Here is a 22,647-nt window from a genome sequence, read left to right on the forward strand (position 1 = left end):
AAAGGACTTCATCATGAATACGAAAATCGTCGGCGCCTGCGCGCTGGCCATCGCCCTGGCCGTCGCGGGCGCCGCGCTGACCCCGCGCGCGGACTCGCATGCGGCCGATGCCGCCGCCTACCCCGCCACCAAGGTGGCGCTGGTGCCCGTCGTGCTGGGCACGCAGGAGCGCTACTTCGCTGGCGTAGGCGAACTGGAAGCGGCGCGCCAGGTGCAGGTGGCGGCCGAAACGGGCGGGCGCATCACGCAGATCCGCTTCGCATCGGGGCAAAGCGTGGCGGCCGGCGCCGTGCTGGTCCAGCTCAATGATGCGCCGGAACAGGCGGCCCTGCTGCGCCAGCGCGCGCAACTGAAAAACGCGGAGAGCAGCCATGCGCGCACCGCGCAGATGGTGAAGGAAAAGGCGGCCACGCAGGAACAGCTCGATAGTGCGCTGGCCGCGCGCGATGCGGCGCTGGGCGACGTGCGCCAGACGGAGGCGCTGATCGCGCAAAAGACCATCCGCGCGCCGTTCGCCGGACAGCTGGGCATCCGCAAGGTGCACGCGGGCCAGTACCTGAACGCGGCCGACACGGTGGCCAGCCTGATCGACACGCAGTCGCTGATGGTGAACTTCGCCCTCGATGAACAGAGCAGCGCGAAGCTGGCGCCAGGCCAGGCCGTGCAAGTGCTGGTGGACGCCTATCCCGATGACATCTTCACGGCCAAGATCAACGCCATCGACCCGCTGATCGCCCGTTCGCGCATGGTGCAGGTGCAGGCGGTGCTCGCCAATCCGCGCGGCGCGCTCAGAGCGGGGATGTACGCGAACGTGCGCGTGGCGCGCGAGGCGGGCCAGCAGCTGACGGTGCCGGAAACGGCCGTGACCTACAGCGCGTATGGCGACACGGTCTTCGTCGCGCAGCAGGAAGGAAAACAGCCGCTCACCGTCAAGCGCGTGGGCGTGAAACTGGGCGAGCGGGCAGGGGGCCGGATCGCCATCCTCGACGGCTTGCGCGAAGGCCAGCGCGTGGTCGCTTCGGGCCAGCTGAAACTGGCCGACGGCATGGCCGTGCAAGCGGTGGCCAATACCCTGGACGAAGTAAAACGCGCCGCGCCCAAGGCCGGCTCGTAAAGGAAAGACATCACCATGAAATTTACCGATTTATTCGTACGCCGCCCCGTGCTGGCGCTGGTGATCAGCACCTTGATACTGATGCTGGGCGTGGTCGCCATCCTGCAGCTGCCGATCCGCCAATACCCGATGCTCGAATCGTCGACCATCACGGTGAAAACCACGTATCCGGGCGCTTCGGCGGAACTGATGCAGGGCTTTGTCACGCAGCCGATCGCGCAAGCCGTATCGTCGGTGGAAGGCATCGATTACCTCACTTCGTCGTCGGTGCAGGGCAGCAGCACGGTGACCGTGCGCATGGAACTGAACCGCGATTCCACGCAGGCGTTGACGGAAGTGATGGCCAAGGTCAACCAGGTGCGCTACAAGCTGCCCGAAGGCGCTTTTGACCCCGTCATCGAGCGCTCGGCCGGCGATTCCTCGGCCGTCGCCTATGTCGGCTTTGCCAGCGAGAGCGTGTCCGCGCCCGCGCTGACGGATTACCTGGCGCGCGTCGTGCAACCGATGTTCGCCACCATCGACGGGGTGGCCAAGGTCGACGTGTATGGCGGCCAGCAACTGGCCATGCGTTTGTGGATCGACCCGGCGAAACTGGCGGCGCGCGGATTGACGGCGGCCGATGTGGCCGACGCCGTGCGGCGCAATAACTACCAGGCGGCGCCCGGCAAAGTCAAAGGACAATTCGTCGTCTCGAACATCAGCGTCAACACGGATCTGACCAGCGTGGCGGAGTTCCGCGACATGGTCATACGCAAGGGCGGCGATGACAGCGCGTCGCTCGTGCGTCTGAAAGACGTGGGCACGGTGGAACTGGGCGCGGCGGCCACGGAGACGAGCGGCATCATGGATGGCGTGCCGGCCGTGTACCTGGGCCTGTCGCCCACACCGGGCGGCAACCCTTTGGTGATCGTCGACGGCATCAAAAAACTGCTGCCCGAAATCCAGAAAACCCTGCCACCGGGCGTGAAAGTCGAACTGGCGTTCGAGACGGCGCGCTTCATCCAGTCGTCCATCGACGAGGTGGCGCATACCCTGCTCGAAGCACTGCTGATCGTCGTCATCGTCATCTACCTGTGCATGGGTTCCTTGCGCTCCGTGCTGATACCCGTCGTGACGATCCCGTTGTCGATGCTGGGCGCGGCGGCGCTGATGCTGGCCTTCGGCTTCAGCATCAATTTATTGACCCTGCTGGCCATGGTGCTGGCCGTGGGCCTGGTGGTCGATGATGCCATCGTCGTGGTGGAAAACGTCCATAGGCATATCGAGGAAGGCAAGACGCCCGTGGCGGCCGCCCTCGTCGGCGCGCGCGAAGTGGCCGGCCCCGTGATCGCCATGACGATCACCCTGGCCGCCGTGTATGCGCCGATCGGCATGATGGGGGGACTCACGGGTGCGCTGTTCAAGGAATTCGCGCTCACGCTGGCCGGCGCCGTGGTGGTGTCGGGCGTGGTGGCCTTGACCTTGTCGCCCGTGATGAGCTCATTGCTGCTGCAGCCCAAACAATCGGAAGGACGCATGGCGCGCGCCGCCGAGCATTTCTTCGAAGGTCTCACCAGCCGCTATGCGCGCCTGCTGGACCGCTCGCTGCACCACCGCTGGCTCAGTGCCGGTTTCGCCGCGCTGGTGATGGTCAGTTTGCCGTTTTTATACCTGCTGCCGCAGCGCGAACTGGCGCCGGCGGAAGACCAGGCCAGCGTGCTGACGGCGATCAAGGCGCCGCAGCACGCCAACCTCGATTACGTCGAGCGCTTTTCGTACAAGCTCGATGCCATCTACAAAAATATCCCGGAAACGGACTCGCGCTGGATCATCAACGGCGGCGAAGGGCCGGCATCGAGCATCGGCGGCATCAACCTGACGCCGTGGGCCGAACGCGCGCGCAATGCGGCCGTCATCCAGGCCGAATTGCAGCACGCCGTGGGCGACGTGGAAGGCACGAGCATCTTCGCCTTCCAGCTGGCGCCCTTGCCGGGATCGAGCGGCGGCTTGCCCGTGCAGATGGTACTGCGCAGCGCGCAGGATTACGCCACCCTGTTCCGCACCATGGAAGACGTCAAGCAGCGCGCGCGCGATAGCGGCCTGTTTGCCGTCGTCGACAGCGACCTCGATTACAACAACCCGGTGGTCAAAGTGCGCGTCGACCGCTCCAAGGCGAACAGCCTGGGCATCCGCATGCAGGATATCGGCGAGTCGCTGGCCGTGCTGGTGGGTGAAAATTACCTGAACCGCTTCGGCATGGATGGCCGCGCGTATGACGTCATCGCGCAAAGCCCGCGCGAACAGCGGCTCACGGCGCAAGCCCTGACGCAGCAGTACGTGCGCTCCGACGATGGCAGCCTGCTGCCCCTGTCCGCCGTTGTCTCGGTGACGGAACAGATCGAGCCGAACATGCTGACGCAGTTCAACCAGCAAAATGCGGCCACCTTCCAGGGCGTGCCGGCGCCGGGCGTGACCCTCGGCGACGCCGTCGCCTTCCTCGATGGCGTGGCCAAGACCCTGCCGCCGGGCTTCAGCTACGACTGGCAGTCCGATGCGCGCCAGTTCGCCACGGAAGGCAATGCCCTGCTGCTGGCCTTCCTCGCGGCCGTCGTCGTCATCTACCTGGTGCTGGCGGCGCAGTATGAAAGCCTGACGGACCCGTTGATCATCCTGATCACCGTGCCGCTGTCGATCTGCGGCGCGCTGATTCCGCTGGCCCTCGGCTACGCCACCGTCAACATCTACACACAGATCGGCCTCGTGACCCTGATCGGATTGATCAGCAAACACGGCATCCTGATGGTGGAATTTGCCAACGAATTGCAGGTGCATGAACGGCTGGACCGCATCACGGCCATCCGCAAGGCGGCGCAGATCCGCTTGCGCCCGATTTTGATGACGACGGCCGCCATGGTGGTGGGCCTGGTGCCGCTGCTGTTCGCCTCGGGCGCGGGCGCCAACAGCCGCTTCGGCCTCGGTGTGGTGATCGTCTCGGGCATGTTGATCGGCACCTTCTTTACCCTGTTCGTGCTGCCCACCGTGTACACCTTTCTGGCCCGCCGCCACACGGCCGACCATGCCACGCCGCGTGCGCGCGATTTGTCGCAGGCGCTGAAGGAATCCGTATGAAAAATTACCGCTATCTAGCCTCCCTTTTTGTCGCCCTCTTCCCCGTGCTGGCCGGCTGCGCCGTCAGCCCCGCCTATGTTACGCCGGGCACGCCCGCCATCCATTTGGCCAGTCCGCAGCAAGCGCAATTCGCACCCGGCGCGAGTGCCGTCAGCGAGGCCGCCTGGTGGACGTTTTTCGACGATGCGCGCCTGTCGCGGCTGATCACCAGCGCGCTCGAACACAACCTCGATATCGCCCAGGCGCAGGCGAATCTGCTGGCAGCGCGCGCCATTTTCGACGAACGCCGGCTCGATGAACTGCCCACCGTCACGGGCCAGGCGGGCTGGCAGCGCCAAGTGCGGCAAGACACGCCAGACAGCCGCGCCGCCAGCGCCAGCACGCGCGTAGGGTTCGATGCGCAATGGGAGATCGACCTGTTCGGCCGCCTCGCGCACATGAGCCGCTCGGCGCAGGCGCGCGCCGACGCGGCGCAGGCGGACTTGCGGCAGGTGCAGCTGACGATCGCCGCCGAAGTGGCCCGCAATTACTATGAGGCGCTGGGCTACCAGCAAAACCTGGCGCTGACGCAGGCGCAGGTGCAAAGCTGGCGCGATACGGTGGCATTGACCGATGCGCGCATCCGCGCCGGCAGCGGCTTGCCGGAAGAGCGCCACAATGCGCTGGCCAACCTGGCGCGCAGCGAAGCGATGCTGCCGCCCTTGCAAGCGGGTTTACTCCAGGCGCAGTACCGGCTCGACGTGTTGAGCGGTCAAACCCCGGGGGCCATCGCGCTGGCCACCACGCCGCGGCAACAGGCGCCGCTGGCGGGCCAGCTGCCGCTCGGCGACGTGAACCGCCTGATCAAGCAGCGTCCCGACGTGGTGCGCGCCCAGCGCCTGCTGGCCGCCTCCAGCGAAGACGTGGGGGCCGCCACGGCCGACCTGTATCCGCGCCTGAGCCTGGGCGGTTTCCTCGGCTTTTTTGCGCTGCGCGGCAGCGGTGTATTCGACGGCGGCGCGCGCGCGTTCGAGGTGGCGCCATCGGTCAGCTATCCGGCCTTCCGCCTGGGCAGCGTCAAGGCACGCTTGCGCGGCATGCAGGCAGAAGCGCAGGGCGCGCTGGCGCGCTATGAGCAGACGATATTGTTGGCGCAGGAAGACGTGGAAAACGCCGTCACGCAACTGGCGGAAAACCAGACGCGACTGGCGTCCCTGCTGCAGTCGGCGCGCCATGGCAACGCGGCCCTCGGTATTGCCAGCACGCGCTATCACGGCGGTTCCGGCAGCTACCAGGCCGTGCTGGAAAACCAGCGCGCCTTGTACGATATCCGGCGCGAAGCGCTGCTGGCGGAAACGGCGTCCTACATCGATGCGATTGCCCTGTACAAGGCGCTGGGATGGGGGCAAACTATGTAGTATTTTCGATCAAAAGGAGAGACGATGTTCACGCAAGGCAGCTGGCTCAATGCACCGGAAAACTGGTCCGCCGACGGTGCGCAATTGCGCGTGACGACGGACGCCAACACGGATTTCTGGCGCAAGACCTCGTATGGTTTTATCCGCGACAGCGGCCACTTTTTCGGCACCGGCATCGAGGGCGATTTCACGGCGCAGCTGCATGTGGCGGCGCAGTACGCAGCGCTGTACGACCAGGCGGGCCTGATGGTGCGCATCGATGCGGAAAACTGGATCAAGTGCGGCGTCGAATTTTCCGACGGCCAGCTGCTATTGAGCACCGTGCTGACGGTGGACACATCCGATTGGGCCGTCAGCCTGGCGCCCGCCATGCCGGACGGTTTCTGGCTGCGCGTGACGGTGGAAAAAGGCGCCATCCGCGTGCAGTATTCGACCGATGGCAAGCTGTGGCCGCTGCTGCGCCTGGCGCCGTTTCCCGTGGCATCGCGCTACCTCGTCGGCCCCATGTGCTGCACGCCGGAACGCGCTGGACTTGAAGTCGTGTTTTCGCAGTTTTCCACCGGCCCGGCGCTGCAAAAAGACTTGCACGATCTCAGTTGAGTGGCCGTGTGTGCGTGGTTGATCAGGCGGCGGAATCGAGCCACTGATTCTCGACACACCATTGCCGCACGTCGGCGGTCAATTGTGCTGAAACCGGCTGGAGTCCCGGGAGTTTTTTCTCGTATTTCCGGATGCTGGCTGCAAAAAAAGTGAAGAAAGCGGCGCCGATCAATTTGCGTTGTCCCGGCGTGTCTTTTTTCACCGGCACGAAGTCTTCCTCGTCCATGGCGATATCGAGGCCGAACATGTTGTCGCTGGCGTAGTAACGGCAAAAGGTTTTTCTCTGCAAGTCTTTCGGCACGCAGCGCAGGCACACAAACAATTCCCAGTCGAGGGCAGGATATTTTTCTTCCATCAAGGGACCAAGCTGCCGCAGTTCATGACCAATGTCAAAGACCTTGGTCCAGCTTGGCGAGTCCGATGTCGTGTCTATGCGCATCTTTGTTTTCTCCGAATGCAGGAACCGCATGATACGCACATCGTGCTTCCGGCAGCGCACACGCACAGCGCCATCAGCTCAAGGCCGTATCGAGCACCATCATCAGGAGAAAACCAAACACCAGCGCGATACTGGAAAAACCGCCATTGCCGCTGCGCTGCGCCTCGGGAATGGCGTCGTGCACGATGACGAACAGCATGGCGCCGGCGGCCGCCGCCAGTCCCCACGGCAGCAGGGCGGACGAGAGGCCGATCAGGGCCAGGCCCGCCAGCGCCGCCACGGGTTCAACCAGGCCGGAGGCGGCGCCCATGGCCACCGACAGACGCCGGCTGTAACCCACGCTGCGCAGCGCCAGCGCCACGACCAGGCCTTCGGGTACATCCTGGATGGCGATGCCGGCCGCCAGCGCATTGGCGCGTTCCAACTCCACGCCGGCATAGCCGACGCCGATCGCCAGTCCCTCGGGCAGGTTGTGCAAAGTGACGGCCAGCACAAAAATCCACACTCTTTTCAGGCTGCTGGCGGCGACGGGCGCGCCGTGCTGCACGCGTTCGCGCACCACCAGGTTGAGCGCCACGATCAGCAGCATGCCCAGGCCCATGGCAAAGGCCACCAGCAGGCTGGCGTGCATGGGCGTTGCCACGCGCTGCCTGGCCGCCGCCAGCGCCGGCAGCACCAGTGAAAACGCGGTGGCCGCCAGCATCACGCCGGCGCCAAAACCGAGGAAGCAGTCGTAGTTGCGCTGCGAAAATTTGTGCGACAGCAGCACCGGCACGGTCCCCAACGCCGTGGCGGCTGCCGCCATGCTGCCGCCGATCAGGGCCGGCTCCAGATGGGCATGGCGCAGCGCCAGCTCGGTCGCCAGCGCGTACAGCAACCACAGCGCGCCACCGCCGCACAAGGCAAAGCCCAGTGCCTGGGGCCAGGACCAGTGTCTGGCCAGGGCCTGCAGCGCGCGCGGCGTATTCACGCTGGTGGTGCCCGGCCAGCTGCGCTACAAGGGCATGGACGAGGTGCCGCCATCGCGCCCGTTGGGCCGCATCCCCAGCTCCGCGCCCGTCAGCGGGTCGGCATCGGGATTCGACGCCGTGCGCGCAGCCATCTGCTGCACGGTGGCCAGTTCGTCCTGCGGCAATTTCACTTCTGCTTCGCCAGTGCCGCCATCGACGGCCATCTGCTGGCGCGGGTCGGAAATGTACTGCCACTTGCCGCCCTGGTTCCACGGTCCCCGTTCCTCGCCCGGCCCCTGCGACATATTGAAATACACGTCCGCGTACTGCGGGTCGCCCGGCAGTTTGCCCGGCGGGAAATTGGGCTCGATCGAATACAGGGCTTTTTCAAACGACTTCTGGTGCGCCACTTCGCGCGTCATCAGGAAACCCAGCGCTTCCTTCACGCCCGGGTCGTCCGTCAGGTTGATCAGGCGCTCGTAGACGATCTTGGCGCGCGCCTCGGCGGCGATATTCGAGCGCAGGTCGGCCGTCGGTTCGCCGATGGTGTCGATGTAGGCGGCCGTCCACGGCACGCCGGCCGAGTTGACCAGAGGCGCGCCGCCGCCGTACAGCACCTGCGTCACATGGCTGTCGTTGCCCGCGCCCGTGATATTGCGGTACAGCTCCGCCGCCTGGTCGACGCCCTCGGCCAGCCGCCCCTTGGCGCCCTTGTTGAGCATGACGACGATATTGCCGATCACTTCCAGGTGGCTCAGTTCTTCCGTGGCGATATCGAACAGCATGTCCTTGCGGCCCGGATCGTCCTCGGACAAGGCTTGCGTGAAATAGCGGCAGGCGGCGGCCAGCTCGCCCTGCGGGCCGCCGAATTGTTCCAGCATCAGGTTGGCCAGCCCGGGATTGGGCTGCTCCACCCTGACCGTGTATTGCAGTCGCTTGTTGTGTGCAAACATGGTGCTCTCCTCGTTCGCAGCACGCCGGCCTACTCGTGCTGATTCAGTGATCTGTGGATGTCTTTCGACTCGTTGCGGCCCGGCCGGTCGTCGGCCAGCTTGCCCGCTTCGCTTTGCGGCCGCTGCGCCGCGCCCTTGACGTGGGCGTTGCCATCGGGCTGCGTCAGGGTGGGCAGGTTTTCCTGCTCCACCGGGTCAAGCCCGCCCTGCGGCGTGATGACGTCGTTGGCCCAGTGGCCGCTGTTGGCATTGCCGCTGGCCAGCTTGCCGCCGCCCTGGTTCGCATACGCATCGCCCTTGGCCTTATCGGCATCGGTCTTGTCGATGCGCGTGTTGCGGCCCTGGTCGGTGGGGTGCTGGGGCGTATTACCGTGTTTTTCCTGCATGCGCTTCTCCTCGGGTAGTGGATGAAGTTCCATGCTACTGGCGCGCAGCGGCCGGCAAGATAGGCGCGCGGCGGGCCGGCGTGTAGGAAAGTGACTCGCGCAGCGCCTCAGCGCCGCCGCAGCCACAGCGCGCCGGCGGCCAGGCCGATGCCGAAAGCGCCGTACACCAACAGCAGCGAGGGGCGCGACAGGCGCATCTCGTAGCCGGGCTGCAAACGGTGCGGCGTCAGCTGGTAATCCGTGAAACAGGCCACGGCCGTGGCGCCGGCCGCCGCCGCGACGGTGGACGCCACGCGGCGCCGGTCGAGGATGCGCGCCGCATAACGCTCGAACAGCACGCCCCAGAACATGGCGCTGCAATGGTGGATGACATAGCCGACCAGGGTGTGCCTGAGCGAGGCGTCGTCGCGGCGCGCCGCCTGGTCGCCCCACAGCCAGTGGCTGACGGCGTTGACGGTGGCGAACACGCTGCCCGTTTCGCGCCGCCCGCACAGGGCCAGGGCGGCGGCGGACAGGAGGGAGGCAAGGCTGCCCGACAGGGCGCCATGACGCAGGGTGGCAGGCAAGGATGGCATGGTGATCTCCTATGGTGATGCGGCAATGAACTGAAACGCAAAAGACGAATCCAACTCCCATCAGGAAAGGGCATCGATGCGCATACTGCTGACGGGGGCGAGCGGTTTCATTGGAACGCATGTTTCGACCGCGCTGCTGGCCGAAGGTTTCCAGCTCGCGTGCACGACACGCCGCGCGCCGCCCCGCGCGCGCAGCGGCGATGGGCAGCGCGTGCGCCTGATCGAGGCTGATTTTGCGCGCGACACGGCCAAGGCCGCGTGGCTGCCGCGCCTGGACGGTATCGACGTCGTCATCAACTGCGTCGGCATCATCGCCGAGCATGGCGCGCAGACGTTTGCGGCCCTGCACACGCAGGCGCCGCGCGCCCTGTTCGCCGCCTGCGCCGAGAGCGAAGTACAACTGGTGATACAGCTGTCGGCCCTGGGCGCCGACGAAGGCGCCGTCTCGCCCTACCATCTGAGCAAGAAGGCGGCCGACGATTTTCTCGCCAGCCTGCCGCTGCGCGCCGTCATCGTGCAGCCTTCGCTCGTGTATGGCGACGATGGCGAAAGCTCGTGCCTGTTCCGCATGCTGGCCAGCCTGCCCGTGTATCCCCGCTTCGGCCGCGCGCCGCAGCTGGTGCAACCCGTGCACGTGGACGACTTAAGCGACCTTATCGTCGCGCTGGTGCGCGGCGCGGGCGCGCTGGGCGGCCAGAAGACGCGCCGCGTGCCTGTCGTGGGGCCGCAGGCGCTGCCGTTTGCGGCCTACCTGGCGGCCCTGCGCGCGGCCATGGGGCTGGGACGGCTGCGCGTCGTGCCGCTGCCCCGGTGGCTGATGCCGCCCGTGCTGCTGCTGGCCAGGCTGCTGGGCTTTGCCATGCCGGACCGCGCCACCCTGGGCATGCTCGAACGGGGCAATACAGCCGATGCGGGGCTCACGCGGCGTTTGCTGGGGCGCGCGCCGCGGCCCGTGGCGCAGTTCATCAGCGACGCGCGCGGCGCGGCCGTGCGCGCCCAGCTGGACTGGCTGCTGCCCGTGCTGCGCCTGTCGATTGCCATCGTATGGATCGCCACGGCCATCGTCTCGGCAGGCATCCATCCAGTCGAAGACAGCTATGACCTGCTCGAACGCAGCAGCGTGCCCCCAGCCTGGGCGCCGCCGCTGCTGGCCGGCGCCTGCCTGTTCGACCTGCTGCTGGGCATGGCCACCCTGGCGCTGCGCCCGCCGTGGCGGCGCTGGCTATGGCCGCTGCAAGCCGCGCTCATCGTGTTCTATACCGTCTGGATCGCCGTATTCCTGCCGGAATTCCTCTGGCATCCATACGGCCCCCTGACGAAAAACCTGCCCATGCTGGCGGCCCTGTGGCTGCTGTACCAACTGGAGGAACATCCATGGAATACCTGATCGTCAAATGGCTGCACATCGTCTCGTCGACCCTGCTGTTCGGCACCGGCATCGGCTCGGCCTTCTACCTGCTGTTCACGAGCCTGAGCCGCGACGTGCGCGCCATCGCCGTCATCAGCCGCCACGTGGTGCGCGCCGACTGGCTGTTTACGGCCACGACGGTGGTGTTCCAGCCGCTGAGCGGCTTTTACCTGGCCCACCTGGCCGGTTATCCCTTGGGCAGCCGCTGGATCGTCTGGTCCGTGGTGCTGTATCTGGTGGCGGGCGCCTGCTGGCTGCCCGTCGTGTGGCTGCAGATGCGCATGCGCGACATGGCGCAGGCCAGCGCGCGCGACGGGCTAGCCTTGCCGGCGCTGTACTGGCGCTACCTGCGCATCTGGACGACGCTGGGCGTGCCCGCCTTCTTCGCCCTCATCGTCGTGTTTTACCTGATGACGGCCAAGCCGGCTTGAACACGCATCACCGGGTTTGCGTCAGTGCTTGCGGCCCTGCTTCTTGCCGCCGCCGGCACCCTTGCCGGAACCGGCCTTCGTATGGCTGGCCGCATCCTTGCCGCGCTTGCCAACGTCATTGTCGCTACTGCTTTTGTCTTCCGTGGGGCCGGCCGATTGGCGGTTCTGGCCGGCCTGCGATTTTTGCTTGGTCATGAGGCGCTCCTGATGAACGAGGGAACCCTGTCAGCCTAGCCGCCATGGCGCCATTGTCCATCGGCGCGCCCGCCGCCACGTTGTAGGATCAATCCGCCCGCACCGCCCACGTTTCATGCAGGTGGCGCCACAGCAAGGCGCCATCGGGCGTTTTGTCATACACGACGGTGGACCAGCGCTCGGTGTTTTCCGCCCCCGGCAGCGACTGGAATTCGCGGTAGGAGACGGTGGCGCCGGCGGCGCTTTCCTGAATCAGCTGCAAGTCCGTGATGCGCATGGCAAGGCCCGGGCGGCTGCCGCCGGCGCCCTGGAAAAACCTGGTCAAGCCAAAGTGATCGAGCCGCATTCCACTCGGCGCCACCATCGTAAAGCCGGGCGAAAAACGCGCCAGCAATTGTGCGCAGCTTTCCGCCGCCGCCTCGCCAGAGAGCCATGCGCGGATCAGCACATGCGTGGATAAAACGTCGTCAAAATAGGGATTCGTTGCAGTCATTTTTTTGCTACTCCATGGTGATGTAAAAGGTCGAGAACGGCGCGGTTGTCGATGCGCAGGCACAGTGCCAAAGGCAGCACGCACGAGGCGGCGGCCAGCGCAAAGCACCAGTGGAACACCTGCGCCGCACGCAGATGCTGGGCGGGGTCGTCCAGCGATGCGATGCCCTGCGCCGCCAGCAAGCCATTGAGCAGTACGCTGAGCAGCGCCACGCCCAGGCAAAAGCCCAGCTGGCGGTTGATATTCCACACGGCGCTGGCCTGGCTCAGCTGCGCGTCCGGCGTGCGCAAGAAGGCCGTGCTTTGCGCCGTGCTGCTGCACAAGCCGCCGCCAAAGCCCATCACGGCATATGCGCCGGCCAGCCAGAACAGCTGATCGGCCGCATTCACGCGCAGCAGCATCAGCATGCCCGCCGCCTGCAACAGGGCGCCCGCGATGAACAGCGGTTGCGGACCCACGCGGCGGTAGCTTTTGCCGGTCAATGAAATGGCGGCAAACGAAGCCAGCGCCCACGGCAGCATCAGCGCGCCCGCCGTGGACGCCGGCATGCCGAGCACGCCCTGCAGATACAGCATGGCCAGCAGGCTCACGCCCATGAAGACGCCCGGCACCAGCAGATACATCAGCATGGCGATGCGCAGCAGCGGCTCACTGGCCAGGCGCAGGTTAAGCAGCGGCGTCGATTTGCGCAGGGCGCCGCGCACATAGCCCCAGGTGCAGGCGGCGCCCAGCGCCAGCACGCCGGCGCCGGCCAGCAGTTCGTCCGGCGTGCCCAGCATGGTCAAGCCCAGCAACAGCAGCAAAATCGCCGTGCTGCCCGCCAGCAGGCCGCTCACGTCGAGACGGGGCACGGCCCCGCGCGGCGGGTCGGGACGCAGCCAGCAGGCGGCCAGCAGCAGCGCCAGCGCGGCAAACGGCACGTTCAAATAAAAAATCCAGCGCCACGACAGGCTGTCGACGATGACGCCGCCCAGCGCGGGCGACAGGGCCGGCGCCAGCAAGCCCACGAGCATGATGACGGAGGATAGTCCCGGCCGCTCGGCAGGCTGGTACAGCTGGTAGGTCATGCTTTGCCCCAGCGGAATGAGCAAGCCGCCGCCGAGGCCCTGCACGCAGCGCCAGGCGATCAGCGCCTCGATCGATGGCGCCAGGCCGGCGCCGATGCTGGCGACTAAAAAAGTTAGCAACGATGCCATGAACACGGTTTTGCTGCCATAATAGGCAGCCAGCCAGGCGCTGGCAGGGATGACGATGGTCAGGCCGAGGATGTAGGCGGTGCTGATCCAGGCCAGCTGCGCCACCGAAGCGTGCAGGGCATGACCGATGTCGGGGTAGGCGACGCTGGTGATGAACATGTTGATCAGGTCAACGAAAAACCCCAGCAGATAGATGGCCGCGACCTTTTTGCGATAGTCCATGGTGCTCCGAATGGCAAACGGCCAGCTTAAGCGCCAACCGCCATTTGCGTAACGGGCCAGCCCCGATTACACTGTCAAACCTATTTTGACAAAGCCCTGTAACCCGCATCTCTTCTTATTTTTATCTATGATCAGTCTTGACCGCCTGGGTATTTTTATCGCCATCGTCGATGCCGGTTCGCTGACGGCGGCCGCCGCCGTGCTGGGCCAGAGCAAGGCCGTCGTCAGTTTTAATTTGAAACAGCTGGAGGCGGAGCTGGGCGTGTCTCTGCTCACACGCAGCACGCGCAGCCTGGCGCTGACCGACGTGGGGCGGCGCTTTTATGAAGATTGCCAGCGCGTGCTCAGCGAAGCGCAGGGCGCCATCGAAACAGCGCGGCAGGGCCACCAGGGCTTGCGCGGCACCCTGCGCCTGACCACCACCGTCGAATACGGCAGCCGCACGGTGATCCCCGCGCTGATCGCCTTTGCCGCCGCCCACCCGCAGCTGCAGATCCAGCACTCGTCGTCATCCTCGCACGAAGACCTGATCTCGGGTCGCTACGACCTGGCCATCCGCATGGGTTCCCTCAACGATTCGAGCTACCGCGCCGCGCTGATCGAACCGTACGCGATTTGGCCCGTCGCCTCGCCCGCCTACCTGGCCAGCCTGCCTGCGAAGGGCATCGCCACCTTGGACGACTTGCAGCGCGCGCGCTGGCTGGCGCACAGCCGCCTGGCCGCGCCGCTGCGCTGGGACGTGCAGACACAAGACGGCCCCGCCGCCTTCACGGCGCAGGACGACGCCGCCATCCATTCCGACTCCGCTTCGGCCCTGCTGGGCTTTGCCCTGGGCGGCTGCGGCGTGGCCCTGCTACCGCAGTGGCAGGTGGAGGGGGAAGTGCGCGCAGGACGCCTGCGCCGGCTGCTGCCCGACGTCGTCTTCCCGGAACAGGGCGTGTATGCCGTGTATCCGAACACCCAGCATATCGCGGAAAAAGTGCGCGCCTTTATCGACTTTTTGCGCGCCTTCGTGGGCACGCCGGACTGAGGTTTCACGTCGTCAATATTTGTTGAATACAACGATTTCCAAGGGGCAAACGGGCGCCACTTTCGTTTTTCCCGGCTTACACTGGAAGGACGTTGTTCACCGATTGGAGACCATCATGGCACATACATTGGCAGCAGTTTTCGCCGTGCGCGATATGGCCGAGCGCGCCCGGCACGACCTGATCACGGCTGGCTTCCCCGGCGCCAGCATCCGCCTGCATGATGCGGGCAGTGACGATTTTTCCGCCACCGAAAACATCCGCCGCGACGACAGCGACAGCCTGCTCGACAGCGTCAAGCATTTCTTCACCGACCTGTTCGGCAGCCACGCCGACCGCCACATCTATGCGGAAGCCGTGCGGCGCGGGCATGTCGTGCTGACCCTGGAAGAGGCCAGCGACGCCGATATCCAGCGCGCCACCGACATCGTCGAACGCTATGCGCCGCTCGACATCGATGCGCATGCCGACCACTGGCGCGCCGGCGGCTGGCAAGGCGCGCCGCAAGACGCCAGCGCAATGCGCCAGGGCGCCAGCATGCAGTCGGATACCTCATCGCAGCAGGGCAGCATGAACGAGGCGCCAGGGTCGCAGCAGTTTGCCAGCGACATGGCCCCGCCGCCGTCCAGCGCGGGCGCCAACGTGCGCCGCTATCCCAGCGCCGACAACCTGCCCGGCACCAACTACGACGACGAGCAGTACTACCGCAGCCACTGGAGCGCCACCTATATCGCCACCGGCGCGCGCTTCGAGGACTACGATCCCGCCTACCGCTATGGCCATTCAATGGCGAACAGCGACAGCTACCGGGGCCGCCCATGGGACGACGTGGAAGCGGACCTGCGTTCCACGTGGGAGCACACGTATCCGCAATCGGCGTGGGACAAGTTCAAGGCGGCCGTCAGGCATGGCTGGGAACGCGTAACGTCCTGACGCGCGGGGAGGGGGATGCCCCCTCTCAGCGCCCCTCGTGCGTGAGCTTGAGGAAGTGGTTCAGGATGTGGAAATGGTCTTCGAAGAATTGCTCTTCCATGGCCGGCAGCGCGGCCACGGGCACCCACTGCGCCAGCGCCGCATCGTCGGCCGCCGTCACGGCCGGCAGCTGGCGCGTCTTCAAATCGAAGTAATGCGCATGCGTGATGGTGCGCCCGCGCTGGCTGCGGTCCGGGTGGTCGAACACGGCCACCCCGACCAAGGCCTCGACGAGGGTGGGCGCCAGCACGCCCAGCTGGGTTTCCTCCGCCAGTTCGCGCAATGCGCCCTGCAGCAGGCGTTCGCGCGGCTCCAGGAAGCCGCCGGGCAGCGCCCACAAGTCCTTGCCCGGATAGCCGCCGCGGCGCACAAGCAGCACGTGGCCGCCCGTCTGCACCAGCGCGTCCACGGTGGTGAAGATGGGCGGATACGGCGCCGCGCGCCAGCGCGCTTTATACGCTTCGATGGCGCGGTATTCCTGCACCAGCGGCGCATACCACGGCAGCAAGGTCCACGCCTTTACATACTGGCCGATGGCCGCCGGCAGCAGCTGCGCCACGGCGCTCAGCGACACGTCCACGTCTTCCGCCTCGAACAGCACGTTGCGAATCGCCGTCGCGCCGATGGGCGCGCCAGGGTCGATCTCCAGGTTCAGCAGCTGCCAATGGGGGAAGTGGTGCAGGTAGTAACTGGTGGCGTCCTTGAAGCAAGCCACCAGCATCACGCGCTGCGCCTTCGGCACGGCGCCCGCCACGGCGTGCCGCACGGCGTCGGCCCACAGGCCATCGTCGTAGTAGTCGCGCACGGCCACGTAATGCACGCGAGCGCGCTGCGCCTCGGGCAAGGTCGCGGCGATCATGGCGGCCCGCTCCTGCCACGTAAACGGGTTCTTCGGACTGCGCGCATGGAAGGCCGAGCCGAGCACCACCACCACTTGCGCGGCCGTCGTCAGGGCCTTTTGCAGCAAGCCCGCATGGCCATTGTGAAAAGGCTGGAAGCGGCCGATCAGGATGGCCGCGTCGGCAGGGTAGGATGGGGTCATGCGTCGTCTCCGGTGGGGTAGTGGGCGGCGATCGGCAATTGACGCCCGCTGCCAAAGGCGCGCGAACGCACGCGGATGATGGGTGCCGCCTGGCGCCGCTTGTATTCATTGCGGGCGACCATGCCGAGGATGCGCGTCACGAGGGCGCGCCCTTCGTCCGTCTCGCGCAGCTGGTCGACCACGGTCAACGCCTGTGCGCTTTCGGCCGCAGGCAGGCGGCGTCCCTCGATATGCCATTTGAGAATTTCATCGAGTACGGGATACGGCGGCAAGCTGTCCGTGTCGCGCTGGCCCGGCGCCAGTTCCGCCGATGGCGGTTTATCGAGCACGGCGACGGGGATCAGTTCGCGCCCGGCGCTGGCGTTGATGTGGCGCGACAGGGCGAACACCTCCGTTTTATACAGGTCGCCGATCAGGCCCAGTCCCCCATTCGTGTCGCCGTACAGGGTGCAGTAGCCAACCGAGATTTCGCTCTTGTTGCCGGTGGTGAGCAGCAGGGCGCCAAACGCGTTCGAGTATTCCATCAGGATCGTGCCGCGCACGCGCGCCTGCAGGTTTTCCAGCGGCAGTCCCTGCAGCTTGCCGTCGAAGGCCTGGGCATAGCCGGTTTCATATTGCGCCACGATGTCGCGGATCGGATGCGTGTAGAGGGCGATGCCCAGGTTGGCGCACAGGGCGGCGGAGTCGGTGACGGAGCCGGCGCTGGAAAACACGGATGGCATGGTGATGCCCACGACGTTGTCGGCACCGAGCGCTTCGACGGCCAGGGCCAGGGTCAGCGCCGAATCGATGCCGCCCGAGCAGCCGACGACGACTTGCGTAAAGCGGCAGCGGCGCGCGTAGTCGCGCAAGCCGAGCACGATCTGGCGCCGCGCAAATTCCACGGCGGGGATACCGTCCGGGTCAGGCACGGGAAACGCGGCACCGTCGGTACGCGTAAAACGGCCGTCGGCAAAGCGCAGCAATGGAAAGTCTTCGACGAAGCGGGCCGCCTCGAATTGCACGCCCTGGCTCGGTGACATGGCGAACGAGGCGCCGTCGAACACGAGCTGGTCCTGGCCGCCCACCTGGTTGACGAAGAGCAGGGGCAAATTGACGCGCGCGCAGGCGGCGCCAAACACGGCGTGGCGCTGCGCGCGCTTGCCGATATCGGACGGGCTGGCGTTGATGCTGACGATCAGGTCGGGCCGCGCCGCGTGCAGGGCGTCGAAGGGGTTGACGGCGTAGGCGCGGCCATCGTCATTCCAGCCATCCTCGCAAATCATGAAGCCGACCTTGCAGCCGGCGATAGTCAAGGTGCAGGCGCCGGGCGGGCCCGGCTCGAAATGGCGGCCCTCGTCGAAGATGCCGTAGGTGGGCAGCAGCTGCTTGTAGTATTCGGCCACGATGCGCCCGTCGCGCATCGCCAGCAAGGCGTTGTACAGGGGCTTGCCGACGCCGGAGTTCGGCCGCGCCGTGCCGATGACGGTGACCAGCTCCGGCCAGCGCGTGGATGCTTGCAGCACGGTGTCGAGCGCCTGCTGCATGCCGCGCAGGAAGGCGGCATCTTCAAACAGGTCGCCCGGGTAATACGCACACAGCGACAGTTCGGGACAGACGAGCAGATCCGCGCCTTCCTCGCTGGCGCGCTGCATGCGCGCGATGATGGCGGCGACATTGGCGTCGAAGTCGCCCACGGTGGGATTCATCTGGGCGAGGGCGATGGTCAGCATGGCGATCCTTCAATTGGTTGCGCTTGAAACCACTATCCTGCCTGAAAAGTTTTCCGAGCGTACTGATGCAATCGTGCAAGCCTGCCGCTGCGGGTGCTACAAGGTCTTGAGCCAGGCCCGCAAGCGCGTGCGCGCGTTCGCATACGGCGACGCCGTGTTGAACTGGATCATGCGTCCCATCGTGTAATGCGTGTACCAGGGCCGGCCATACAATTGGGCGTCATCGTGCGCGTCGACCAGCGCCAGCAACTGGTTTTTCGCCAGCTCCAGGCGCTGCAGCAACTCGTCCATGCTCAGTTCAGCATAGTCGGCATAGAAGCGCTGCGCCAGTTTTCCCAGAGCGTTCCACGTGAAACCTTCGGCGGGAAAGGCGATGTCCTCGATGTGTTTGCCATCGCGCAGCTGCGCGTGCCAGTGCAAGACCAGCTCATTCCAGCCAACCAGGTAGGCGAGCAGATCGCACACGCTCATGCGCGTACCCGCCACTTGTCCTTCCAGCACGGGTGCACGCGCCAGCGCTGGCGGCACGCGCGCCAGCTCCTGCACCAGTTTCGCATACGTGGTGGTAATCGCTTCGATCAGTTCCGACTTGCTGTTGGGGACCGCCATCAGGCCGCCTTGACGACTGGCAAGCCAGCCGCCTGCCAATCGTCGTAACCGCTGCCGAGACGGCGCGCCTGCAAGCCGTACTGGCGCAGGGCCGCCACGGCCTGCACGGACAGCACGCAATACGGGCCGCGGCAGTAGGCGGCGATCTCTGCGTTCGCGGGCAATTCGTCGAGGCGGCGCTGCAAGTCATCAATAGGAATATTGACCGCACCGGGCAAGTGGCCGACGGCAAACTCCTGCGCGGGCCGCACGTCGAGCACGGTGATGCTGGCTTCGCGCATGCGCTCGAGCAGTTCGTCGCCCGTGATCGCTTCCACGTGGTCGCCCCGGCCCAGCGCCTGCAACTCGCTGCGCTGGTGCTGCGCATACACGTCCAACGCGGCCAGCAGTTGCACGATGGGTCCGCTGCCGAGCCGGTACAGCACGCGCTTGCCGTCGCGCCGTGCCTGCACGAAACCGGCGCGCCGCAACTGCTGCAGATGCTGGGACGTATTCGCCACGGACAAGCCCGTCAACTCCACCAGCTGCTCCACCGCGTACTCGCCATGCACGATCTGCTCGAGCAGGCGCAAACGCGGCGCGCTGCCTAAAATATGGGCAAACCCGGCGGAACCGGTGAGGAATTCGATATCGGCATTTTTCATTGACACGATGCTAGCACCCTTATAACATTCAAGCAATCAATTGAATGTTAGGAGCGGCAATGCAAATACTCTGGCTCGATGCGCTGGCAATCGGCGTGGGCGCGACGGCGGTGATGGATGTGTGGGCAGTGGCCTTGAAACGCTTCTGGTGCATTCCCTCGCTGAACTTTGCGATGGTGGGGCGCTGGCTCGGCCATCTGCCGCGCGGCACCGTGACGCACACCAATATCGCCCAGGCGGCGCCCGTGCGCGATGAAGCCATCCTGGGCTGGACGGCCCATTACCTGATCGGCGTGCTGTTTGCGGCCGTGCTGCTGGCGCTGGTGGGACAGGAGTGGGTCAGCCAGCCGACGTTCGCGCCGGCGCTGCTGGCGGGTCTCGTGAGCGTGGCCGCGCCATTTTGCATCTTGCAGCCGGGCATGGGCGCCGGCCTGGCCGCCAGCAAGACGCCGCACCCAAACGCCGCCCGCCTGCGCAGCCTGATGGCGCACACGGCGTTCGGCGTCGGCCTGTACCTGGCGGCCCTGCTGTGGTCGACCGTGCGCTGACTTGTGCCGACTAGCTCGTCAGCGGCGGTACCGGTGCGGGCGCCGGTGCAACGGCTGACATGGCCGGCGCCTCGGGCTGCGCCGGCACGGTGCTCAGCACCATCGTGCTGGGCTTGGCGATCGCGATATTCGCCTCGTCCAGGCGCTTAAGCAGTTCGAACAGCAGCGCGCTGCGGATGCCCGACGTCAGGCGCGGCGACGAGGCAAAGCCGGTGGCGTTGAACAACAACAGGCCATTGTCGATGCCGTCCAGCTGCACATTCGGCGCCGGTGTGTCGAGCACGTCGGGATTGTCGACAAAGACGGACAGGATCAGCGCGCGCGCCACCTGCGCATCCGTGCCCAGCGGCAGCGGCAGCTTGACCTGCACCAGGCCCAGCGGATTGGCCAGGGTCACGTTGCGCACCGTCTTGGTAATGAATTCCGAGTTCGGCACGATCACCGTGGAGCGGTCGCCCAGCTGAATTTCCGTGGCGCGCACATTGATGCGGCGAATGTCGCCCTCCACGCCGCCTAACGACACCCAGTCGCCCACTTTGACGGGACGCTCGGCCAGCAGGATCAGGCCGGAAACAAAGTTCTGCACCACAGCCTGCAAGCCAAAACCGATACCCACCGACAAGGCCGACGCCACCCACGCGATGCGCTCGAGGCCGATGCCGGCCGCCGACAGGGCCAGCGCCACGGCCAGCACGCCGCCGATGTAGCCGAACAGGGTGATGAACGACACTTGCATGCCGGTATCGAGATTGGTGGTCGGCAAATAACTGTTTTGCAGCCAGCGCTTGAACAGGCCCAGCGCGATAAAGCCGACGACCAGCACCAGCAGCGCCTGGATCATGGCGGCCGGGCGGATCGCCACCTCGCCAATGGCCAGGCCATCCTGCAGCTTGCCGACACGCTGGAACAGCTCGCCCGGACCTTCGCCAAACGGCGCCAGCAGCAGCATCAGAGCCAGCAGCACGACGATGGCGCGGCCGATGCCCGACAGCAGCACGGCCGCCTGGTCGCGCGCCTTGGGCGTGGCCAGCACGGGATGGGCCGCGTCGGGCGGCGGCGGGGTGGAGGCCAGCAGCATGCAGATATCGTCAACCAGCACCGTCAGCAGATACGTGCTGCACACCACGACGATGACCCAGGCGATTTGCTTGGCGACAAAGCTGCCGAACGCCACATAGCCGACCAGCAAGCTGATGACGCTGGACGCCAGCGCCAGCCACAGCAGCACCGTGACGCAGCGCAGCCACAGCGGCGTGACGAGGGTGGCGGGATCGGCCTCGCGCAACTGGCGCCAGCAGCGCTCGGCCCGCATCAGGCCGTAGGCGATGGTCGTGCTCATCACGAGGGCGACGATGCAGTTGACGGCCACGGCCGTCGACAGGCCCGCATTGATGACGATGGTGACCCGTTCCGTCGCCCACACGAGCACGACGATGAAGGAAAACATCGATGGAAAATTGCGCATGCGGTGCGCCAGCGCATCGGGCAGGGGCAGCAGACGCCACGACACGCGGCGCGGCGACAGCAGCGCGTGGCCCAGCCCTGCCGTAAAACCGGCAAAACAGATGATGCCGATCAAGCTGCTGAGGAAAGTCGAGGTTTTTTCGGACAGGCCGCCCTCCCAGCGCAAGCCCATGGCCAGCAATTCCGCCACCAGGCCCGGCGTGGCCAGCGCCAGCACCAGCACGGCCAGCGCATGCAGCGAACGGCGCAAACGGCCATGCGGCACGCGCGTGGACGTGACCACCAGCAAATAGCGCGAAATCCAGACGCTGGCGCCGATCACGGCCACGATGGCGGCCAACAAGCCACCCCAGGCCGACCACGGCGTGGCGCTTGCCGCGTTCGCCAATTCCAGCTCCAGCGCCCGCAAGCGCTGCAGGTTCTGCGGCAATTCCGCATGCAGCTGCTTCCAGAACGAGCCGGCCAGAATCGACGCCGTGCGTTCGCCCAGGCGCGCCTGCAACTGCGCGCGGCGCACCGTCGACACCTGCTCCGACGCCTGCGTCGCTTCCACGGCCAGCAAGCGCGCCAGTTTTACTTGCGCATCGAGCGCGCTGCTGGTGCGGTCCAGCTGGCTGCGCTGCGCCGCCACGTCGGGGGCATCTTTGATCCCCGCCGCCGGCTTGCCCAGCTCGGCCAGCCGCGCCTGCACGCTGGTGAGCGTAGGCGCGAGCGCATCGGCCACCTTGTCCGCCTCGGCGCTGGCCGCCAAGGCATCGGTGCGCATCTGCGACAGGGTCGCGTCATCGAGCTCCGCCTCGCCATCGAGCGCCTTCTGGATACCGGTAATCTGCTTGCGCAAGCCATCGAGACGCTGGTCGGCCGTGGCGGCGTCGTCGACGGGCTGCGACCAGGCGGGCGGCGGGGCCAGCGAGCAGGCCAGCAACAACGCCAGCAGGAAGGGGAAGAAACGGAGACGGAAAGAAGTCATGCGGACCTAAGGCTGAAAATGGGAAAAATTGCCGAATCGGCGGCGACGCCGGTCATGGCCTGCCGCCCGGCGGGTGCCTGCCAATATAGCTGAAAACACGCGCAAGCCGCAGAACAGGCGGAACCGGCGTGCATCCAAGGGGGCGACTAGGCATATTGCCCTATGGAAATATCACATAAAAAGGTCTAGGA

Annotated in this window: 22 protein-coding genes; 9 read left to right on the forward strand and 13 right to left on the reverse strand. The window is 66.0% G+C overall.

Annotated elements, in window-relative coordinates:
- Positions 1-13 precede the first annotated feature (13 nt).
- From JAB6_RS13135 to JAB6_RS13150, 4 genes are read left to right on the forward strand one after another with little or no spacing between them, the layout of a single operon-like run.
- Complete coding sequence (locus tag JAB6_RS13135; RefSeq protein WP_070303194.1) at positions 14-1,114, forward strand: efflux RND transporter periplasmic adaptor subunit; 1,101 nt, start codon at positions 14-16, stop codon at positions 1,112-1,114.
- 15 nt (positions 1,115-1,129) lie between these two features.
- On the forward strand, positions 1,130-4,222 hold the full coding sequence (locus JAB6_RS13140; RefSeq protein WP_070303195.1) for a MexW/MexI family multidrug efflux RND transporter permease subunit: 3,093 nt from the start codon (positions 1,130-1,132) through the stop codon (positions 4,220-4,222).
- Positions 4,219-5,619, forward strand: a complete 1,401-nt coding sequence (locus JAB6_RS13145; protein ID WP_070303196.1) for an efflux transporter outer membrane subunit — start codon at positions 4,219-4,221, stop codon at positions 5,617-5,619. Before JAB6_RS13140 ends, JAB6_RS13145 begins: the two co-directional genes overlap by 4 nt.
- Before the next feature lie 24 nt (positions 5,620-5,643).
- The gene (locus JAB6_RS13150) at positions 5,644-6,219 is read left to right on the forward strand and encodes a DUF1349 domain-containing protein (protein ID WP_070303197.1); all 576 of its coding nucleotides are present in this window, start codon (positions 5,644-5,646) and stop codon (positions 6,217-6,219) included.
- A gap of 22 nt (positions 6,220-6,241) precedes the next feature.
- Here the strand turns inward: JAB6_RS13150 and JAB6_RS13155 are convergent, their stop codons facing one another.
- The 5 genes from JAB6_RS13155 to JAB6_RS13175 form a co-directional block, all read right to left on the reverse strand.
- Entirely contained in the window at positions 6,242-6,658 is a 417-nt protein-coding gene (locus JAB6_RS13155) for a hypothetical protein (protein WP_034752584.1), read from the reverse strand.
- 73 nt (positions 6,659-6,731) lie between these two features.
- Positions 6,732-7,628 (reverse strand): ZIP family metal transporter, encoded by an 897-nt coding sequence (locus JAB6_RS13160; RefSeq protein ID WP_051991321.1) that lies wholly within the window; start codon positions 7,626-7,628, stop codon positions 6,732-6,734.
- A gap of 24 nt (positions 7,629-7,652) precedes the next feature.
- Positions 7,653-8,561: a manganese catalase family protein gene (locus JAB6_RS13165; protein ID WP_034752585.1), complete on the reverse strand. Its 909-nt coding sequence runs from the start codon at positions 8,559-8,561 to the stop codon at positions 7,653-7,655.
- A 29-nt stretch (positions 8,562-8,590) separates the two neighbouring features.
- Positions 8,591-8,947, reverse strand: coding sequence for a hypothetical protein (locus JAB6_RS13170; RefSeq protein ID WP_070303198.1), 357 nt, complete (start codon positions 8,945-8,947; stop codon positions 8,591-8,593).
- 107 nt (positions 8,948-9,054) lie between these two features.
- A complete protein-coding gene (locus tag JAB6_RS13175; protein ID WP_070303199.1) occupies positions 9,055-9,522 on the reverse strand; it encodes a hypothetical protein in 468 nt (155 codons plus the stop codon).
- 76 nt (positions 9,523-9,598) lie between these two features.
- On the opposite strand from JAB6_RS13175, the gene JAB6_RS13180 reads away from it, so the two are divergent.
- Both JAB6_RS13180 and JAB6_RS13185 read left to right on the forward strand, forming a co-directional pair.
- Positions 9,599-10,909, forward strand: coding sequence for an SDR family oxidoreductase (locus JAB6_RS13180; protein WP_070303200.1), 1,311 nt, complete (start codon positions 9,599-9,601; stop codon positions 10,907-10,909).
- Entirely contained in the window at positions 10,897-11,361 is a 465-nt protein-coding gene (locus JAB6_RS13185; protein ID WP_070303201.1) for a DUF2269 domain-containing protein, read from the forward strand. Before JAB6_RS13180 ends, JAB6_RS13185 begins: the two co-directional genes overlap by 13 nt.
- Before the next feature lie 21 nt (positions 11,362-11,382).
- Here the strand turns inward: JAB6_RS13185 and JAB6_RS29320 are convergent, their stop codons facing one another.
- The 3 genes from JAB6_RS29320 to JAB6_RS13195 form a co-directional block, all read right to left on the reverse strand.
- Positions 11,383-11,556, reverse strand: coding sequence for a hypothetical protein (locus tag JAB6_RS29320; protein ID WP_175444540.1), 174 nt, complete (start codon positions 11,554-11,556; stop codon positions 11,383-11,385).
- A gap of 88 nt (positions 11,557-11,644) precedes the next feature.
- Positions 11,645-12,049 (reverse strand): hypothetical protein, encoded by a 405-nt coding sequence (locus JAB6_RS13190; RefSeq protein WP_034752591.1) that lies wholly within the window; start codon positions 12,047-12,049, stop codon positions 11,645-11,647.
- Entirely contained in the window at positions 12,046-13,467 is a 1,422-nt protein-coding gene (locus tag JAB6_RS13195; RefSeq protein WP_070303202.1) for an MFS transporter, read from the reverse strand. The genes JAB6_RS13190 and JAB6_RS13195 overlap by 4 nt, the downstream gene beginning before the upstream one ends.
- A 127-nt stretch (positions 13,468-13,594) precedes the next feature.
- Between JAB6_RS13195 and JAB6_RS13200 the strand changes: the two genes are divergently transcribed.
- Together JAB6_RS13200 and JAB6_RS13205 are read left to right on the forward strand one after the other, a co-directional pair.
- Entirely contained in the window at positions 13,595-14,497 is a 903-nt protein-coding gene (locus JAB6_RS13200; protein WP_070303203.1) for a LysR family transcriptional regulator, read from the forward strand.
- Between the two features lie 115 nt (positions 14,498-14,612).
- Complete coding sequence (locus tag JAB6_RS13205) at positions 14,613-15,428, forward strand: hypothetical protein (RefSeq protein WP_034752595.1); 816 nt, start codon at positions 14,613-14,615, stop codon at positions 15,426-15,428.
- A gap of 25 nt (positions 15,429-15,453) precedes the next feature.
- On the opposite strand, the gene JAB6_RS13210 is transcribed toward JAB6_RS13205, so the two are convergent.
- The 4 genes from JAB6_RS13210 to JAB6_RS13225 form a co-directional block, all read right to left on the reverse strand.
- Positions 15,454-16,509 carry a bifunctional nicotinamide-nucleotide adenylyltransferase/Nudix hydroxylase gene (locus tag JAB6_RS13210; protein WP_070303204.1) on the reverse strand — a complete coding sequence of 352 codons (1,056 nt, stop codon included), beginning with the start codon at positions 16,507-16,509 and terminating at the stop codon, positions 15,454-15,456.
- Positions 16,506-18,221, reverse strand: coding sequence for an NAD+ synthase (locus tag JAB6_RS13215; protein WP_070303205.1), 1,716 nt, complete (start codon positions 18,219-18,221; stop codon positions 16,506-16,508). The genes JAB6_RS13210 and JAB6_RS13215 overlap by 4 nt, the downstream gene beginning before the upstream one ends.
- Before the next feature lie 96 nt (positions 18,222-18,317).
- Entirely contained in the window at positions 18,318-18,830 is a 513-nt protein-coding gene (locus JAB6_RS13220) for a ClbS/DfsB family four-helix bundle protein (RefSeq protein WP_070303206.1), read from the reverse strand.
- Positions 18,830-19,474 (reverse strand): metalloregulator ArsR/SmtB family transcription factor, encoded by a 645-nt coding sequence (locus tag JAB6_RS13225; protein ID WP_070303207.1) that lies wholly within the window; start codon positions 19,472-19,474, stop codon positions 18,830-18,832. Before JAB6_RS13225 ends, JAB6_RS13220 begins: the two co-directional genes overlap by 1 nt.
- A gap of 59 nt (positions 19,475-19,533) precedes the next feature.
- Between JAB6_RS13225 and JAB6_RS13230 the strand changes: the two genes are divergently transcribed.
- Positions 19,534-20,022 (forward strand): DUF2938 domain-containing protein, encoded by a 489-nt coding sequence (locus JAB6_RS13230; RefSeq protein WP_217494629.1) that lies wholly within the window; start codon positions 19,534-19,536, stop codon positions 20,020-20,022.
- Between the two features lie 10 nt (positions 20,023-20,032).
- On the opposite strand, the gene JAB6_RS13235 is transcribed toward JAB6_RS13230, so the two are convergent.
- On the reverse strand, positions 20,033-22,456 hold the full coding sequence (locus tag JAB6_RS13235; RefSeq protein WP_070303209.1) for a DUF3772 domain-containing protein: 2,424 nt from the start codon (positions 22,454-22,456) through the stop codon (positions 20,033-20,035).
- Between the last annotated feature and the right edge of the window lie 191 nt (positions 22,457-22,647).

The sequence above is a fragment of the Janthinobacterium sp. HH104 genome (genome assembly GCF_001758715.1).
Classification (GTDB): Bacteria; Pseudomonadota; Gammaproteobacteria; order Burkholderiales; family Burkholderiaceae_D; genus Janthinobacterium; species Janthinobacterium aestuarii.

What these genes read in the sequence shown, in the direction of transcription:
- JAB6_RS13135 (WP_070303194.1), top strand. Translation starts at nt 14, where the DNA reads ATGAATACGAAAATCGTCGGCGCCTGCGCGCTGGCCATCGCCCTGGCC.
- JAB6_RS13175 (WP_070303199.1), bottom strand. Translation starts at nt 9,522, where the DNA reads ATGCCATCCTTGCCTGCCACCCTGCGTCATGGCGCCCTGTCGGGCAGC.
- JAB6_RS13190 (WP_034752591.1), bottom strand. Translation starts at nt 12,049, where the DNA reads ATGACTGCAACGAATCCCTATTTTGACGACGTTTTATCCACGCATGTG.
- JAB6_RS13145 (WP_070303196.1), top strand. Translation starts at nt 4,219, where the DNA reads ATGAAAAATTACCGCTATCTAGCCTCCCTTTTTGTCGCCCTCTTCCCC.
- JAB6_RS13140 (WP_070303195.1), top strand. Translation starts at nt 1,130, where the DNA reads ATGAAATTTACCGATTTATTCGTACGCCGCCCCGTGCTGGCGCTGGTG.
- JAB6_RS13205 (WP_034752595.1), top strand. Translation starts at nt 14,613, where the DNA reads ATGGCACATACATTGGCAGCAGTTTTCGCCGTGCGCGATATGGCCGAG.
- JAB6_RS13210 (WP_070303204.1), bottom strand. Translation starts at nt 16,509, where the DNA reads ATGACCCCATCCTACCCTGCCGACGCGGCCATCCTGATCGGCCGCTTC.
- JAB6_RS13225 (WP_070303207.1), bottom strand. Translation starts at nt 19,474, where the DNA reads ATGAAAAATGCCGATATCGAATTCCTCACCGGTTCCGCCGGGTTTGCC.
- JAB6_RS13150 (WP_070303197.1), top strand. Translation starts at nt 5,644, where the DNA reads ATGTTCACGCAAGGCAGCTGGCTCAATGCACCGGAAAACTGGTCCGCC.
- JAB6_RS13230 (WP_217494629.1), top strand. Translation starts at nt 19,534, where the DNA reads ATGCAAATACTCTGGCTCGATGCGCTGGCAATCGGCGTGGGCGCGACG.
- JAB6_RS13200 (WP_070303203.1), top strand. Translation starts at nt 13,595, where the DNA reads ATGATCAGTCTTGACCGCCTGGGTATTTTTATCGCCATCGTCGATGCC.
- JAB6_RS13215 (WP_070303205.1), bottom strand. Translation starts at nt 18,221, where the DNA reads ATGCTGACCATCGCCCTCGCCCAGATGAATCCCACCGTGGGCGACTTC.
- JAB6_RS13170 (WP_070303198.1), bottom strand. Translation starts at nt 8,947, where the DNA reads ATGCAGGAAAAACACGGTAATACGCCCCAGCACCCCACCGACCAGGGC.
- JAB6_RS13235 (WP_070303209.1), bottom strand. Translation starts at nt 22,456, where the DNA reads ATGACTTCTTTCCGTCTCCGTTTCTTCCCCTTCCTGCTGGCGTTGTTG.
- JAB6_RS13180 (WP_070303200.1), top strand. Translation starts at nt 9,599, where the DNA reads ATGCGCATACTGCTGACGGGGGCGAGCGGTTTCATTGGAACGCATGTT.
- JAB6_RS29320 (WP_175444540.1), bottom strand. Translation starts at nt 11,556, where the DNA reads ATGACCAAGCAAAAATCGCAGGCCGGCCAGAACCGCCAATCGGCCGGC.
- JAB6_RS13165 (WP_034752585.1), bottom strand. Translation starts at nt 8,561, where the DNA reads ATGTTTGCACACAACAAGCGACTGCAATACACGGTCAGGGTGGAGCAG.
- JAB6_RS13185 (WP_070303201.1), top strand. Translation starts at nt 10,897, where the DNA reads ATGGAATACCTGATCGTCAAATGGCTGCACATCGTCTCGTCGACCCTG.
- JAB6_RS13155 (WP_034752584.1), bottom strand. Translation starts at nt 6,658, where the DNA reads ATGCGCATAGACACGACATCGGACTCGCCAAGCTGGACCAAGGTCTTT.
- JAB6_RS13220 (WP_070303206.1), bottom strand. Translation starts at nt 18,830, where the DNA reads ATGGCGGTCCCCAACAGCAAGTCGGAACTGATCGAAGCGATTACCACC.
- JAB6_RS13195 (WP_070303202.1), bottom strand. Translation starts at nt 13,467, where the DNA reads ATGGACTATCGCAAAAAGGTCGCGGCCATCTATCTGCTGGGGTTTTTC.